Genomic DNA, 15,806 nt, shown 5'->3' with positions numbered 1-15,806 from the left:
CAATGGCAGAACGCCCAATCAATAGGCAGTATGAGGATCTGCTGTTAGACGTTTTAGAGAATGGCACCGCAAAGAGCGACCGCACCGGTGTAGGCACCCGTTCGGTATTTGGCCGGCAACTTCGCTACAACCTGGCCGAAGAGGGATTCCCCCGAATCACCACCAAATTTGTGGCAATGAAGGCCGTAAAGGGCGAGTTGCTCTGGTTCCTGAACGGCGACACTAACGTTCGGTGGTTGCAAGATCACGGCATCACCATTTGGGATGAGTGGGCTGATGCAGAGGGCGAACTTGGACCCGTCTACGGTTACCAGTGGCGCAGCTGGCCCACGCCTTCCGGAGAACACATTGACCAGATCTCGCAGGTTCTGGAGACGCTGAAGACTGACCCCTCCTCTAGGAGGATGATTGTCTCCGCGTGGAACGTGGCAGAGCTAGACAAAATGGCGTTGGCGCCGTGTCACGCCTTCTTCCAGTTCTATGTTGCCGATGGAAAACTCTCTTGCCAGCTCTATCAGCGCTCTTGCGACCTGTTCCTGGGCGTACCGTTCAACATCGCCTCATATTCGCTGCTAACTCACATGATGGCGCAACAGGCAGGCCTCGAGGTCGGAGACTTCGTCTGGAGTGGCGGAGATTGCCACATTTACAACAATCACATTGAGCAGGTAAAGGAACAGGTATCCCGAGATCCGTATCCCTTCCCCACGCTGTACTTGAAGAAGGCACCGGATCTGTTCAGCTACCAGATGGATGACATCAACGCGACTGAAGGCTACCAGCACCATCCGACGATCAAGGCTCCGGTGGCAGTTTGATCGCGATGATTTGGGCTCAAGATCGCAACGGGATTTTGGGCGCTGGCGGGAACATGCTCTGGCATGTTCCCGCAGACTTCAAGCACTTCAAGGCGACAACTATGTCGCACCCGATTGTGATGGGTAGGAAGTCGTGGCAGTCCATTGGGAGTCGGCCCCTGCCTGGTCGAACCAATATCGTCATTACTTCCAACCCCTCCTTCGAGGCAGGGGGCGCCATAGTCTGCCCCAGTCTGCAAGCGGCGCTACACAAGGCCCGCCAATGCCCCGGCGGTGAGCAGATCTGGATCACGGGAGGCGGACAGGTCTATACCGCCGCATTGGATCTTGCAGAAGAGCTGGTGGTAACCAAGCTAGATCTGGATGTCAGTGACAAGATAGCCCAGTGGCCCGCGGCTGTATACGCACCGCGCATTGGGCCGGAGTTCGTCTTGGACCAATCCAGGTCCGATTCCAGCTGGCGAGAAGCTTCTGGAGATGCCAGGCGGAAGGTTGAGATCTATCGCCGCCTCCATGGTGAGCAATGACACCCCTGCAGCATTTGCTCTAAAGGGGCATCGTTCAATACACTGGAGTCACCGACGCGGGGTGGAGCAGTTCGGTAGCTCGCCGGGCTCATAACCCGGAGGTCGTAGGTTCAAATCCTATCCCCGCTACTATAAAAGGCCCCCTGATTAGGCGAAAGCGTGATCGGGGGGGTCTTTTTTATGCCCCTTTGCCCACATAGACCAGAGAGGTGGCGCGGCAGGGACGCATGCCCGGTTTTTCTTCACTTGGATATTTATCCGATATAACGCCTGCCCAGGAAATCATCTGAGTATTCGGCAGCAGGCTTTCCTCTTTCCCACCAGAGATTTGCTAACTTTCCCCCAATAGCCCAATTATTACAGCAGCCAACCAGCAAGCGTCGCGGCACGGCATACTCGCTAGTCACGGCTATTTACTATCCCTGCGACGCCACAAAACAAGCCCATATCACACTCGCAGGCAAACCCAAGAAGCGAATATATTAAATTCTTTTAATTATAACTAATCACCCTTCAAACGCCCCTGCATACCCGCCACACATAACTTCTTCTTATAAAGCGACAGCCTTGAATATGGGTGCTAGTCTTTTTATAGCTGGGGCCTACGTCACACCCCTGCTAGAACATATTGTGAGAGGACAATAAATGACTACACACTCTATTGAGGAACTTGCCGCTGCAACCGCTTTTGACAAAGACGGTGACAAGCTCGGTGATGTCAAGCAGGTTTTTACCAACGATGCGACCGGCCAGCCTGACTTCATTGAGGTAGCACACGGCCTCTTCGGCTTGGGCTCCAGCTTGGTACCGCTACGCGGACACCGCCTGGACGACGAGGGCCTACACCTGGCATTCTCCAAGGACCGCATCAAGGATGCTCCGGACCTCGCCGATGCCGGCCACCTGACCCCCGAGGATCAGGACGCTCTGTACCGCCACTACGGCGTTGACCAGCTAACCGATGCTGAAACCACCTACGACAACAAGCAGGCTGGCCACGTTGAAGAGCACCGCGAAGCAGCAGCAGGCGCTCCTGTTGCCGCCGGCACCGCCGCTGGTGTCGCAGGTGCAGGCCACACCAAGGATCGCGAGGCAGCTGGCCGCCACCGCGCAGAAGAGACCGAGCGCGTTGAAGAACCGCGCAAGGACATCGCCGATGACGGCGAGATCATCCGCTCCGAAGAGCAGCTAAACGTTGCCAAGGAACGCGTTGCCACCGGCCAGGCCCAGCTGCGCAAGAACATTGTCACCGAGACCGAGACCGTTGAGGTCCCCGTAGAGCGCGAAGAGGTCCGTCTAGTACGTACCCCGATCAGCGAAGAAGACGCCAAGAAGATTGGCGACCAGGGCATTTCCGAGGGCGAAGCCTCCGTCACCCTGCACGAGGACCGCGTAAACGTCACTAAGGAATCCGTACCTGTCGAGAAGATCTCGCTGGGCAAGGAGACCGTCAAGGACTCCAAGACTGTCTCTGAGGATCTGAAGAAGGAACAGATCGAGACCAACTTCGATGATGGCTTGAAGAAGTAACTTCCTCTAAGTTTGGGGGATCCGCCGGCCGGCGGATCCCCCAAATGCATTTAATTCTATTAATTTCTATCTCATAATCGCTGGTGTAAGGCTCATTACCTTTTCCTCTGGGGAATTGGAACGCAACCTTGCGGGGGCATAACATACCTTCAACGATTTCGAATTTTACTTTTTATTTATTTATCGGAGATAGAAATGTCTACCCCCCGTTATTTCACTGTTCCCGGTTCTAACCGGCAGTACGATTTGGACAAGATCCTTGCAGCCACGCTTCTCCCGCTGGTAATGGCGCTTCTGCAGGTTTCTTCAGTAAACACCCTTCTTCCCGCCGTCCAGGATAGCCTTGCGGCTTCGCCCTCTGGCATTCAGTGGGTGCTCGCAGGCTACGCTCTGGTCTACGGCATAGTGCTAGTACCGGCAGGCCGCATCGGAGATCTAGTCGGCCGTTCCCTGATGTTCGTAATTGGGTTGCTGATCTTCTGCGCCGGCTGCGTAGGTTGCGCTTCAGTTAATTCAATCGGCGCCCTAAACGTCATGCGAGTAATCCAAGCCGTTGGAGCTGGCGTCTTCTCGCCGCAAGTCACAGGCATGATTCAGCAATATTTTGATGGCCATACCCGAGCCCGCGCTTACGGCCTAATGGGCGTCACCATATCCGCCTCTGTTGCTGCCGGACCGCTAATATCGGGACTTATGGTTGCTGCTTTTGGGCAGGATCCCGGATGGCGCTATGCGTTTGCAGTAAATGCTCCCCTTGGACTCATAGGTATCGGTTTCGCATTGCGCTGGCTCCCCTTTGCTCGAGAACGTCGCACCATTGGCCCCGACAAAGCCTCGGCAGCCAAGGCCTATCGGGAACAGGAGATAGCCGCGGGAAGGAAACCGAGCAGAAAACGCGGCTCCAAACTAGATCTAGATCCAATCGGAATGATCGGCCTCAGCATTGGAATCTTCCTAATCATGATTCCTTTTACAGCCTCTTTCCCCTACCGCTACTTACTACTACCTACCGCAGTAGTAGTACTAGCTGCCTGGTTCTGGTGGGAATACTATTACGAGCGATCCGGACACATCCCCATGGTGGAACTAAAACTGTTCAAGATCTCGTCGTTCAGCTACTGCACTACCCTATGCGCCGTCTTGTTTCTAGGTTCGACCTCGATATTCGTTCTATTAGCCCTGTTCGTGCAACAAGGATTGGGGCAGAGCGCACTGTTCACCGGCCTAATTGGTCTGCCCAACGCTGCAGTTTCGGGATATGCCTCGCTCTGGTCCGCAAAGAAGGCCATTTCGCACGGCCGCCTCTTGCAGGTGTGGGCGCTCCTAATAACTATCGTTGCGATATCTGCGACGATCGGCACCGCCTACCTGATTGTTAAGTTCGACCTGGCACCTGCCTGGATTTGTATTCCCATCACCCCGCTTGGAATAGGCCTAGGCATCATGGGGTCTGTAAACACCACGCAGGCAATGCTGGAAGTACCTGTTGCCCACGGCGGCACGGCAGGTGGTATTGCGCAAACCTCACAGCGCATCTCGACCGCTATCGGTAACTCAGTAGTAACCGCCGTCTTATTCGCTTCCGGAGCAAATTTCGGAGCAAGCAAGGCCGCCTGGTTTGACGGCTTCGCGGTTGCCAATCTGCTGATAATTGCCTTCGCAGCCCTAGCCACGGTCATAGCAATCGTCTACTACCAAAAGCGACCTAGATAAGACTTAGGGGTTCCTGAAGCAAACCTGCTTCAGGAACCCCTAGTTGTTTCTTCCTACTTATTCACGTAGAACAGTCGCTTATTCACGAACTCGTCGATGCCCAAGGGGCCGAGTTCGCGACCATAACCGGAACGTTTCACCCCACCGAAAGGCGAGTGCGCCGTCTCTGGGGCTTGTCCATTCACACCGACCATCCCTGCCTGCAGTTTCTCACCGACCTGCAAGGCCTCTTCAGGGTCAGTCGAATAAACAGAAGAGCCTAGACCAAATTGCGTGTCATTGGCCAGCTCCAACGCTTCCTCCGCAGAAGATACTTTGTACACGCTCACAACAGGGCCAAACAGCTCCTGGTAATACGAGTCGGCCTCGCGGTTGATGTCTACCAACACTGCAGGGGCAACATAGGCGCCCTCGGCATCGGGAGCCTTACCCCCGACCAGAACTCTAGCGCCATCAGCAACGAGCTGATCCAACTGTGCAAGCAAGGTATCCCTTGCCGAATACGAGGACAGTGCTGAGTACTCCCCCTCCTGTAGCTGCTGCGGATCGCCCGGCTGCAGATCCTTCACTCCCTTGACAAGCTCATCTACAAATTCGTCGTAAATGTCCTCCATGACAATGAGCCGCTTGTTGGAATTGCATGCCTGCCCCGTGTTCTCAAGACGAATGGCAAGCGCGTCCCGGGCAATCTGGCGAGGATCGTCAGAGGAAAGCACTACAAAAGGATCAGAACCGCCCAGCTCTAGTACGACCTTCTTGAGATTGCGTCCGGCCTGTTCTGCGACAATGGCGCCAGCGCGCTCAGACCCCGTTAGCGAGATCCCCTGGACTCGCTTGTCCTCGATAATCGTAGAAACCTGCTCATGCGAAGCGAACACCACTTGGAACACGCCACTTGGTACTCCGGCCTCCTCAAAAATCTCTTCTATAGTCCGCGCTGAGTGGGCGCAGATCTCGGCATGCTTCAGGATGATCGTATTTCCAGTTACCAAGTTTGGAGCCACAAACCTGGCAACCTGATAGTAGGGGTAGTTCCACGGCATGATCCCCAGCAACATTCCTAGCGGCCGCCGCTGGATAACCGCCTCCTCGTTGGCTTGATCTGCCAGCAACTCTGGGCCATTTTGCGCGTAATAGTTGAAAATCTCGCCAGAGAATTCGGCTTCCCCCACCGATTCTTCCAGGGGTTTGCCCATCTCTTCGGCAATAATTCGCCCTAGTTCTTCCTTCTTCTGGATGAAAAGATCACCCACCTTATGGGCAATCTGCGCACGCTCTTCAACCGACGTGGCTGCCCACTCTGCCGCTGCCTGCTGCCCGGAATCTAGCACCTTTGCTAATTCGGCATCAGAAATTTGGTCGTAAGTTTGCAGAACTTCCCCGGTGGCAGGGTTCTGCGTCCTGTAGCCTTTGGCGTCTTCCTTAGCCATCAGAATTCTCCTTTGAATCAGTAGGACTTAATGCCCACCCTAACGCGTGAGAATGGTTTTTGCCTGTTAAATAGAAAATTTTTACTCAAGCCTATGTTAGGTAGTGCTAGCACTACCTCTACTTTCGTTTTCCCCCTATAGCCTGGGCTAAGTCCCGGTGAGACACTGATGAATGCACGACGGAGAAGCAGCAAGGGTCAGTCGAGTAACAATGGGAAAAGTAGGAAAAAGCATCTTAGTGGCACTGGGGCTAATCATTCTAGCTTCGGTAACTTTGGCAGGGTTTGGGATCTATAAGTACGGACCAAAGCTCGGCATCTGGTTCCCATCGCCCTCCCCGGAGCGATACGGTAACGAGCTCCTTAGCTGGATGGAATCGGGGGTCTACGCAGACGGACCAAAATGGGCCGAGGCCAAACGAGCTGCCGCCAAAGGAATCAAAGATGCAAAATCCCTGCAGGAGACCGAGACTGTTATAAATAAGGCTTTGAAGGTAGCAGGCGGCAAGCATTCCTTCATTCTCACCAAGGACATGCAGAAAAAATCGGAAAACAGCTACGCCGCTCCCACCGTAAAGGTAGAAGGAAAAATTGCCACAGCGACTCTTCCCGAGACGATGGGCACCCCAGAGCAGGCGACCGATTACACTAAGAAATTGGCAACTGGGTTAGCATCCGCACAAAATATTTGCGGCGCGGTAGTGGATCTACGCAACAACTTTGGCGGGACCATGTACCCCATGATTTCAGGCGTCAGTGCTCTTTTGCCTGAAGGAAAACTCTCTAGCTTCACGGGCGCTGCGACCATGGACCTATACCTGGTAGATGGAAACATTCACCTAGGTGCAAAAGACGGCAACTCCCCCACAAACTTCAAAATCCCTACCCGCAAACTCAAGGTGCCCGTTGCCATCCTCACCGATGGTCACACTGCAAGCTCTGCAGAACAGACGCTAATCGCTTTCAAAGGGCTAGATTACACGCGCACCTTTGGCGAGCCGACCGCAGGATATGCCTCCGTAAACTCGTCTTATAAGCTTCCCACGGGATCACTCATGCAGCTAACAAACGGGTTTACCAAAGATCGCACAGGCAATCTATACAAAGAGCAGCCCATCAAGGCAGACGTTCCGACTACAGCTGAGCAGGCGCCAAAAGCAGCAACTGAGTGGCTTGCCAAAATGGGATGCCGCTAGCCCTTTACAGCGCCCTCTTCAACGCCCTTGAAGAAATACCGTTGCATGGTGGCGAAGATGATGATGATCGGCACCAGCGCGATCACGGTACCTGCAGCCACCACGCGCGGGTTCTGCCCGAAGTTGGACTGCAGATACTGCATGCCCACTGTTAGCGTGTACTTTTCGGGATCGTTCAGAACGACCAGCGGCCACAGGAAATCGTCCCAGGCGCCAATGAAACTGAAAAGGGCGACTACAGATACCATGCCTCGCACGTTCGGCCACACCACATACCGCAGCCGCTGGTAGGTGGATGCGCCGTCGATTACGGCCGCATCCAAAATGTCTCGAGGAATCATCCGGCAGGACACAGCCATGAGCAGAACGTTCATGGCCCCGATTGCTCCGGGCAGCCAAACTCCCGCAAGTGTATTGTCGAGTCCCAATCCCCGAACAGTCAGGAACTGGCTGGTAAGGGTGACTTCGCCTGGCAGCAGCAGGGTCGATAAGAACAGGCCCATGATTACCTTCTTGAAGCGAAAGTTCATGCATGCCAAGGCATAGCCTGCCATCGTTGCAAAGATGGCGTTGGTAATAACCGATGCCACCGCAACTATTAGTGAGTGCATGCCGTAATCCCAGATGGGGATGCGGCGCGCTACTTCAGCAAAGTTGGCCAATGTGGGCGCAGAAGGCATCAGATCCGGCGGAAATTTGTAGATATCTTCGCTAGCCCCTTTGAAGGCGGTAGAGAGCTGCCAAAGGAATGGACCTACTGAAACAATGAAAATTAGAACTAGCAGGACGTATTTGGCAATGGTGAGGGCGGGCGTTACATGTTCGTACGGCGCCGAGCCACGCTGATACCACTTTTCTTTTGCCTTACTCATTTGCTCTGCACCTTTGCTTTCGGCCTCTTCTTAGAGTTTTTCAAGGCATCCTTGCCGTAGTTCAAATAGGCGACTAAGAGAAGTGGCCCAACAGTGAGGAAAAATAGCGCTATTGACAGGGCAGAGGCGTACCCTAGGTTGCCGTTTAGGCCAGATCCAGTGCGTTGAATGAGCATCACAATGGACTGGTCTTTGCCGCCGGGTCCGCCAGTTCCGTTGGAGAGTATGTACAGTTCTGAGAAGACTCGGATAGCAGAGACGCACACTAGAGCACTTACCAGTAGCATTGCGCCTCGTACTGCCGGAATAGTGACAGATCTGAAGCGATGCCACCATCCTGCACCGTCTAAGGTGGCCGCCTCGTAGACGTCTTTCGAGGCATTTGCCAGCGCCGCCAGGTACACCACCATGTAGTACCCGAGCCCCTTCCATACCGTTAGCAAAATTGCGCAAGCAAGCAGCTTCCACCGATCGATCATGAAGTTTATTGGCTGGTCAATCAGCCCTGCCATCTTCAATGCTTCATTTACGATGCCCCGCGAGTTGAACATCCAGGCCCAGATGATGCCTACGACTACTACGGAAGCGACAACGGGAAAGTAGTAGGAGGTTCGGAAGAATCCAATGCCTGGAATCTTCTTCCGAACCAGTACCGCTAGCAACAACGGCAAGATAGTAAGCAGCGGCACGCACACTAGCACGTAGACTATGCTCACTAAGATGGCCGCCCCGAAGTGCGGATCATGAAAAAGCTCCAGGTAATTTTGTAGCCCAACAAACTTATAAGCCCGCAAAGGCTTGGCGTTGGTGAAGGACAACACCACCGTATTAAGGAAGGGCCAAAGAGAGAACACCACGACCCAGAGGGCGGCAGGCCCCACCAGCAAATACGGGGTAAACCATTTATGAGTCTTCATGATCCGCACTTCCCGGGGTTACTCGTTGTCTTCTACGAGCTTGTTACATTCCTCGACTGCCTTATCCAAGGCATCGCTCACCGAGATGTCTCCTTGCATAGCGGCAGTGATCTGCTGCAAGTAGGCAGTCTTCATCTCTTCACTTAGCTCGATCGGAGTGAGCCTCTTAGCCTTCTTGGCCGTGCTGGCTGCAGTCTTAATTGCTTCCTTTACCAGGGGCGTATCCTCGTCCGAGATGAAGGAGTTCGGATCGTTGTTGCCTTCCTTCGTTCCGGGCAGGAATCCCTTGGCAATCTTTACGAAAGCTTCCTGGTTTGCGTTGTTGGTGACGTACTGAGCGAAAGCAAGCGCAGCTGCCGGATTCTTGGAATTGGCCGACACTGAAATGCCCTGGACTAGGAGGTTCGGAGTCTCCCACGGCTCATTTACAACCACTTTGTCCGCCACGGAGGGCGCATCCTTCTTGATGTCGGAGGCAAAGGACGGGGTGGAGTTGAGGCCACCTAGAGTGCCTTTGTAGAACGCCTCGTTTAGCTGGGCGCCGTCATCAGCCTTGCCGATCATCTCGGGGGCAACGCCATGCTTCTTGTACAGGTCTGCGTATCGCTGTAGTAGCTTCTGGGCGTCCTTGTTGTTAAACACAAACTTACGCGAGGAGGGGTCCCATACCTTGACGCCGCGCGAGGCCAAGTAGCCCAGGTCAGGACGGGTATTCATCAGAGTTACTCCCTGCTGCGCAGCTTTCTCGGCTGCGGCGTACAGCTCGTCATCGCTGGTGGGAAGCTTGTCTTTACTGAGTCCGGCCTTCTGCAACGCATCGGTGTTCCAGTAGTTGAAGGCAACTCCCAGGTACCAGGGGTATCCGAAGGAGCCGTCTACGCCGTGGTACTGGTAGGCCTCGACACCGCCGTCTACATAGCCTTCCAAGGTTTTCTTGTCAGCCTTAGCTAGATCCAGTAGCTTTCCGGCCTTGGCTAGCGGAGCGCCATACTCCGGCGGCAGATTGACTACATCCGGTAGCTGTTCAGAGTTAGCCTGCTGGAGGATCTTTTCTTCATACCCGTCACCAGGCTGATCCATCCACTTAACTTTGACCTTCGGATTCTCTTTCTGAAAATCGGCGATCAACTTCTCAAAATAGGGGGTGAACTTCTCGTTTTTCAAAGACCATGTTTGGAAGGTTATGTTGCCAGAAACCTCCTGGTCCTTTACTTTCGACGCATCTACCCCAGACTCGGAGGAGCCTCCGCCAGCGCACCCGGCAAGACCGGTAGCTGCGAACGCTCCCACTGCGAGCACAGAGGCTAGCGTTTTCAGTGAATGCCTCATTGCATTTCCTTTCATACTATTTATTGATTTTGGAAAGTGTGTAGTTGGCTCAGTAGTTTTCTAGTCTGAGCCTCGTCCCGACGTCTGCCGAGTGGCCACAAGAGCTGCCCAAATGCGAAAAGTGGATCAATAAGCTTGGCTATTATCTGGTCCGATGTCATGGTTTCAGGCTGATCGCACCACACCGAGAAGTTGGCACCATCCGGGCGCAGCCGAACTGCACCGGCTTTGTCGGGAAAAACGTAAGGATCGAAATCCCGCCAGACACTCTGGAAAGTGGGGATCTTACAATTGCCTTCCTCGCGCAAGATGAAATAGAGACTCTCTCCGTCCCAGTTGTGCAACTTGTATCCCAACTCGGCAAAGCGTTGCGGAGGCGCCATATGTGCTCCCCACCGGGTCCAATAGAAAATGTTGGCGCGCTTATCTGGAAATACCTTCGCGTCTACATGGACCCCATCGTTGAATAGGTTTACCGCGATCCCCTGCTCTGCTAGGCGTTGCACACACTGGTTGGCGAAATCTATCCACACGTCGTTGCCATGAGCGCCGGGCCCAAACTGTGCAACTGCTTGCCTCTCCAGAGAATCCACCCGAGTGCCGTATTCCAGGAATTCATCGGCCCCCACTGTGAACGAGGTTGCGGAGAACATCTGGACTACTTCGTCCATCAAATCCCACACTAGCTCTTTCGCTTGCGGATCCAAGATGTTCAGGGCGCCTGGAATTAACTGCCCGCAATCGTCACGCAAGCCTGCCCACTGATTGGGGCCAAGAACTTTATGCAAGTGCCCAGGCATATCGAAAGAGGGCACGACCTCGATGCCTAGTTCGGCCGCATAAGCAACGATTTGCTCAATCTCGTCTTTGCTGAGGTGGTGTTTCGAAACAATTTCTGGGTGCAACGCAGATGCCACCCGATAACCGTGTGTATCTGAGATGTGTAGATCCAGCACATTCAAGCGGCACCAGGCCATCAGGTGAAGAATCTGTTTTATATGGGAGGGCGAGAAATAGTGTCTACCGGCGTCCAGGTGGAGCGAACGATGACCAATCGGGGCCTCGTGCACCCCCACGGTTACTACCTGATCTGCAGCCTGCTCTAATGCCACTTGAACCTGGCCAGCAAGGCGCTGGACATCGGTGCGTGCTACTACCTCGAAGGAATGCTTGCCAACCTGCGGCGAACCCGGTGTCGTAGGATCCGCAGGGACGCGCCTCACTAAGTAACCTTTTTCGGGGCCGCCCTGGCGTGCGGGCACTTCAAGATTGAGCGGATTATCGGACATGTTGTACCTCCAAACGCAACGGGGTGCCGTCCTCGATTGCCTGTGCCCAAGTAGCAAATAGTTGCCCATCGGGACGAGTAGAAATCCGTCCACTGTCAGGAGCTTCTATGGGCAAGGTTTCTTTGCCGGCCCGATAAGGCGTAACAGTGCCATCGGCATAGCCCTGCTTGAAGTCGGCTAGGGCCTGCCCGGTTGGCTTCAGATTCCCTTTGTAGTCAAATATGCCGAGGGCGTATTCAACCTGGGGGAAGTCAGCCAAGCTCGGGTCCAAATCATGCGAGCACCACCAGGTAACCTGTTCCAACTCCTCAACAACAGCTGCGTGCTTTAGTGATTCGGTAACAAATTCGGGGGCACGTTCTGCACTCAAATAGTTCAGTGGCGCCCCTACCTCTTGCAGCCACAGAGGTTTGCGCGGCCCCCAAGCACGTAGCAGCTCCAACAGATAGCGGGCAAACAGGTTTAGCCAAGGATGATCCTTCCCGAGCTTCGGCCCCAATCTGCCAAATATCCACGCATGGACTGTCATCGCTCCGCCCTTGGCGGCCTCCCGTGGGGTAAAAGGCTGAGTTGGGTCAAAAAGCACGTCGTCATCAAAGCAGAAGGTGTGCGTTCCCTGCGGCCATGCTCGCTGGGCCTCCTCTAAAAGGGAATCTACCCATTTCGCGGCCTGGTCCGAATTGAGTTCACAGGGATGCGGGTGTCTGTTGGCAGCAAACTGCACTATCTCGTTGCCCAAGCAAATCCCACTTGCTCCTTGTAAGGGGGCAAGCCTTTCACATATGCGCCCGACCAATTCCCGCTGCGCCTGCACTACTTGCGGATCAGTGAAGATATTGCGCTTATGCCAGGACAGAACCCAAGACGGGAGGAAGTCGTAGCTGGAAAGGTGACCTTGCAGAACGTCTACGCTTACCTCTAATCCGCACTGGACGGCCTCTTCTGCCATCCACTGCACGTCATCGAGAGCCGAATTAGAGATCAAAGTCCGATTGGGTTGCAGCAGTGGCCACAACGGAAAAATTCGAACGTGGTCTAATCCGATCTGCCTAATTGCCTGAAAGTCGTCGTGTACAGCAGCTTTATCTAAGTGTGCCCACTGGTAGAACCAGCCTTTCCGAGGCACGTAATTTACCCCGACCTTCATCAGTTACAGCCAACTTTCAAGGTTAGAATCTGGAACGGGCGAAGGGTGGCGCTCACTCGGTTACCTACTACCTCGATCTGTGCTAGATCAGCTGCGTCCTCTTCCAACACGTTCACTACCTTTACGCTTTCAACGTCATAGCCAAATTCCAGCGACATGCCTGCCCGTTGGCCGAGTGGCTCGTAGCCGCGCACTATAAATCCGCTGCCATCTTCAGCCCATTTGACGGCCTCGATGACAATCCCCTCAACACTGCGCAGCAACGGGATTGCGCCCTCCCCTTCGCCAGTTGCTGCAGTCAGCGGTTGGGCGAGGGCGTATCCGCGCTCTACCGTTTGGCGAAGGCTTGCTCCGGGAAGGACTTGGAACGAGCGGGAGTGGCTGCCGTGGTCGGTCTGCGGATCAGGGAACTTCGGGCTTCGGAGTAGAGAGGCACCAAATACCGCGTATGTGCCACCACATTCGTGGGCCTTGCGACGCACAGACCAGCCGGCAGTAGCCTCATTTACGATGCCCACCCCGAATTCGCCCTCGGGAGCGTAAATCCACTTTTGCGTAGAAACTTCGAACTTGTTCGATTCCCAAGTGGTGTTCTGGTGAATCGGCCGACTGATATGGCCCATCTGAGTGTCATATAGGGCATGGTCAGTATGCACGTCCACTGGGAAGTTCAGCTTCACCAGCTTCTCGGACTCATGCCAAGTAGCATCTACGTCCACGCACAGTGCGTCGGAAATCGAATAGCTCACCTGTATTTGAGAAGATCCGAAAGCATATTTCACAACTACACGTTCGGCATCGGAACAGACTCGCACCGGCTGCAAAGTCTTTTCGGATGCGGAATAGAACTCGTCAATATCCCAGGCATCCCACATATTTGGGAAATCTTGATATAGGCAGAGCTGTCCCAGCGGCTCTACGGATGGAATCGTTTCCCGCCCATCGGTTCCTACCAATGAGTCAACTAGCCCCTGGGCATTGATGTGCGCGGTAATTCCGGAACCGGTCAGTACAAACCCATCCTGACCGCGTTCTACCTTGCCCTTCTGAGGCGGGGCCGCATTGGCACCAAAAGAATACGGTGCCACTTCGCCAACGTTCTGCGGGGCCGCATTGAAATAATTCTGGGCGTTGCCAGCTAGCAGGCAGCGTGCTTCTTCCGAGATTTCGCGAGCCTCTTCAATGACCCGTCGTTGCGTTGTTACCGCGTCCTGACAAGCCCAGGCGATAGACGAGCCGGGCAGAATATCGTGGAACTGGCAAAGCAGAACCGACTTCCACAACTGTTCAAACTTGGCGGTGGGATAGTCCATCAATCCAGCAACTCGAGCGTTGACCGCCCACAGTTCCGCCTGGAACAGAGCCGCCTCAGCCTGCTTGTTTCCAAGCTTGATATTTGCTTGCGAGGTAAATGTTCCCCTGTGCATTTCCAGGTACAGCTCCCCTACCCACACAGGCGCGTCGGGATAATCCGCGAGCGCCTTGGTAAAGAAGGAATCGGGACTATCGTGAACTATGGCGGCAGATCCGGCAGTATTGGCCAATCGTTTTGTGCGTTCCAGCATGTCACGGGTGGGGCCGCCGCCGCCGTCGCCGTATCCGTATGGAACCAGCGACATGCTAGCTTTCGCCTTGTCCTTGAAGTTAGCAGCCGCGTACTGAACCTGCTGGGCACTCATCTCGGCTCCGTAGGTATCCACCGGAGGGAAGTGAGTGAAAATGCGGGTGCCATCTATCCCTTCCCAATTCAACGTGTGATGCGGGAAGACGTCCGTCTGATTCCAAGAAATCTTCTGCGTGAGGAACCATTTTGCCCCACCCAATTTAGCTATTTGTGGCAATGCCGCAGAGTAGCCAAAGGAGTCAGGAAGCCAGACCCCCTGGCACCGTTTGCCAAGCTTATTTTGGAAATACTGCTGGCCATATAGCATTTGCCGACACATCGATTCCCCACAGGGCTGAACAGCATCAGGTTCCACCCACATTCCGCCTACCGGGACAATACGGCCCTTCTTAGTCCACTGAACCACTCGCTCAAACAGTTGCGGGTAATCTGCTTCGAGCCACGCCACGTGCTGCGCTGCAGGCAGGGCGAAGTACATCTCTTCTCCGTCGTCAAGTAAGCGCAGAACGTTTGCCAAGGTACGCGCTACCTTCCTGCGGGTTTCCCGAACAGGCCACAGCCACGCCGAATCGATGTGCGCGTGTCCTACTGCGGTGAGTTGGTGTGCCCCGGGAAGAGAACCATTGTTCAGCAGCGGTGCTAGCTGCTCCCGCGCGGCGCGGGCGGTACCAGCGACATTAGCCAGATCTAACTGGTCTACTGCCTTATTGATCTGCTGGTCAAAACGCAGTCTCTCCGCCTCGCCCAAGGTTAGTGCCAGGGTGGAGGCCATCTCTAAGTCGTAAGCGAGGGCGCGCACGTCCGGACGCACTCTAACGAGCTCCGCCCTCTTCAGCCTGTAAATCGGCTCGGTGCTAGCCGTCTGCTTATCCCCGTCATAAGTCACCTGGAAGGGTGGCACTGCCAAAAGCAGCGGATTTGCGGCAGCCTCAACAAAGAAGGTAAGAGTTTCGCCAGCCTTACCGCTAACAGGGATCCACTGATTCTTTGGGTTTATGGCCTTCAGGATTTCTGCATCCGGCGTATAGACCAGGCCCTCGCACTGAAAACCCGGCGAGTGGTCTTCCCAGCCCAAATCTACGATGCACTGTAGTCCTTCAGTCTCTTCCGGCAAGCGCACCTGGAAACGAAACCAGGTAGTCCCCCAGGCTGGTCCCCAACTTTGCCCCACCTCGAAGGGGACAAAATTGCCTTCCATGGCCTGCTGGAAGCTGATCGGTTCGCCCTGCCCTTCAACCCCATTCGGATCAGTTACGGCAAAAGCCGCAATGGATAGTGGGGAAAGGACTTCATGTTCGGCAGGACGGACACGTTCTTTTAGAACCCTAGAAAAACGCGCTTCCAAAAGTTGGTGAGTATCGTGCATTTGAGTTGCTCCTGCGGGCCAGCGTCATTGCGTTCCACCCAACAGACTA

Annotated in this window: 12 protein-coding genes and 1 tRNA gene; 6 read left to right on the top strand and 7 right to left on the bottom strand. The window is 54.5% G+C overall.

Features of this window, described 5'->3' with window-relative positions:
* The first annotated feature begins 2 nt into the window (after window positions 1–2).
* From QP400_RS04950 to QP400_RS04930, 5 genes are all read left to right on the top strand, one after another.
* Entirely contained in the window at window positions 3–818 is an 816-nt protein-coding gene (locus QP400_RS04950; protein ID WP_004807671.1) for a thymidylate synthase, read from the top strand.
* Between the two features lie 5 nt (window positions 819–823).
* Window positions 824–1,345, top strand: a complete 522-nt coding sequence (locus QP400_RS04945; RefSeq protein WP_285462546.1) for a dihydrofolate reductase — start codon at window positions 824–826, stop codon at window positions 1,343–1,345.
* Between the two features lie 55 nt (window positions 1,346–1,400).
* Window positions 1,401–1,474 (top strand) — tRNA-Met (locus QP400_RS04940).
* Window positions 1,475–1,990: 516 nt separating this feature from the next.
* The gene (locus QP400_RS04935; protein ID WP_048706859.1) at window positions 1,991–2,875 is read left to right on the top strand and encodes a YsnF/AvaK domain-containing protein; all 885 of its coding nucleotides are present in this window, start codon (window positions 1,991–1,993) and stop codon (window positions 2,873–2,875) included.
* A 195-nt stretch (window positions 2,876–3,070) separates the two neighbouring features.
* A complete protein-coding gene (locus QP400_RS04930) occupies window positions 3,071–4,588 on the top strand; it encodes an MFS transporter (RefSeq protein WP_004807665.1) in 1,518 nt (505 codons plus the stop codon).
* A 53-nt stretch (window positions 4,589–4,641) separates the two neighbouring features.
* On the opposite strand, the gene QP400_RS04925 is transcribed toward QP400_RS04930, so the two are convergent.
* On the bottom strand, window positions 4,642–6,018 hold the full coding sequence (locus QP400_RS04925; protein ID WP_004807662.1) for an NAD-dependent succinate-semialdehyde dehydrogenase: 1,377 nt from the start codon (window positions 6,016–6,018) through the stop codon (window positions 4,642–4,644).
* 211 nt (window positions 6,019–6,229) lie between these two features.
* Between QP400_RS04925 and QP400_RS04920 the strand changes: the two genes are divergently transcribed.
* Window positions 6,230–7,213: a S41 family peptidase gene (locus tag QP400_RS04920; protein WP_004807661.1), complete on the top strand. Its 984-nt coding sequence runs from the start codon at window positions 6,230–6,232 to the stop codon at window positions 7,211–7,213.
* On the opposite strand, the gene QP400_RS04915 is transcribed toward QP400_RS04920, so the two are convergent.
* From QP400_RS04915 to QP400_RS04890, 6 genes are read right to left on the bottom strand one after another with little or no spacing between them, the layout of a single operon-like run.
* Window positions 7,210–8,085: a carbohydrate ABC transporter permease gene (locus QP400_RS04915; RefSeq protein WP_004807658.1), complete on the bottom strand. Its 876-nt coding sequence runs from the start codon at window positions 8,083–8,085 to the stop codon at window positions 7,210–7,212. The two genes, QP400_RS04920 and QP400_RS04915, sit on opposite strands and share 4 nt — an antisense overlap.
* Complete coding sequence (locus QP400_RS04910; RefSeq protein WP_004807657.1) at window positions 8,082–9,002, bottom strand: carbohydrate ABC transporter permease; 921 nt, start codon at window positions 9,000–9,002, stop codon at window positions 8,082–8,084. Before QP400_RS04910 ends, QP400_RS04915 begins: the two co-directional genes overlap by 4 nt.
* An 18-nt stretch (window positions 9,003–9,020) precedes the next feature.
* A complete protein-coding gene (locus QP400_RS04905; protein ID WP_004807655.1) occupies window positions 9,021–10,331 on the bottom strand; it encodes an ABC transporter substrate-binding protein in 1,311 nt (436 codons plus the stop codon).
* 20 nt (window positions 10,332–10,351) lie between these two features.
* On the bottom strand, window positions 10,352–11,620 hold the full coding sequence (locus QP400_RS04900; RefSeq protein ID WP_004807654.1) for a family 20 glycosylhydrolase: 1,269 nt from the start codon (window positions 11,618–11,620) through the stop codon (window positions 10,352–10,354).
* Entirely contained in the window at window positions 11,610–12,767 is a 1,158-nt protein-coding gene (locus tag QP400_RS04895) for a glycoside hydrolase 5 family protein (RefSeq protein WP_004807653.1), read from the bottom strand. The genes QP400_RS04900 and QP400_RS04895 overlap by 11 nt, the downstream gene beginning before the upstream one ends.
* Window positions 12,767–15,757: an alpha-mannosidase gene (locus QP400_RS04890; RefSeq protein ID WP_004807651.1), complete on the bottom strand. Its 2,991-nt coding sequence runs from the start codon at window positions 15,755–15,757 to the stop codon at window positions 12,767–12,769. The genes QP400_RS04895 and QP400_RS04890 overlap by 1 nt, the downstream gene beginning before the upstream one ends.
* Window positions 15,758–15,806 lie beyond the last annotated feature (49 nt).

Origin of the sequence: Winkia sp. UMB3158 (assembly GCF_030217145.1) — a bacterium.
Classification (GTDB): Bacteria; Actinomycetota; Actinomycetes; order Actinomycetales; family Actinomycetaceae; genus Winkia; species Winkia anitrata.
This window is presented reverse-complemented; position numbering and strand designations above follow the sequence as displayed.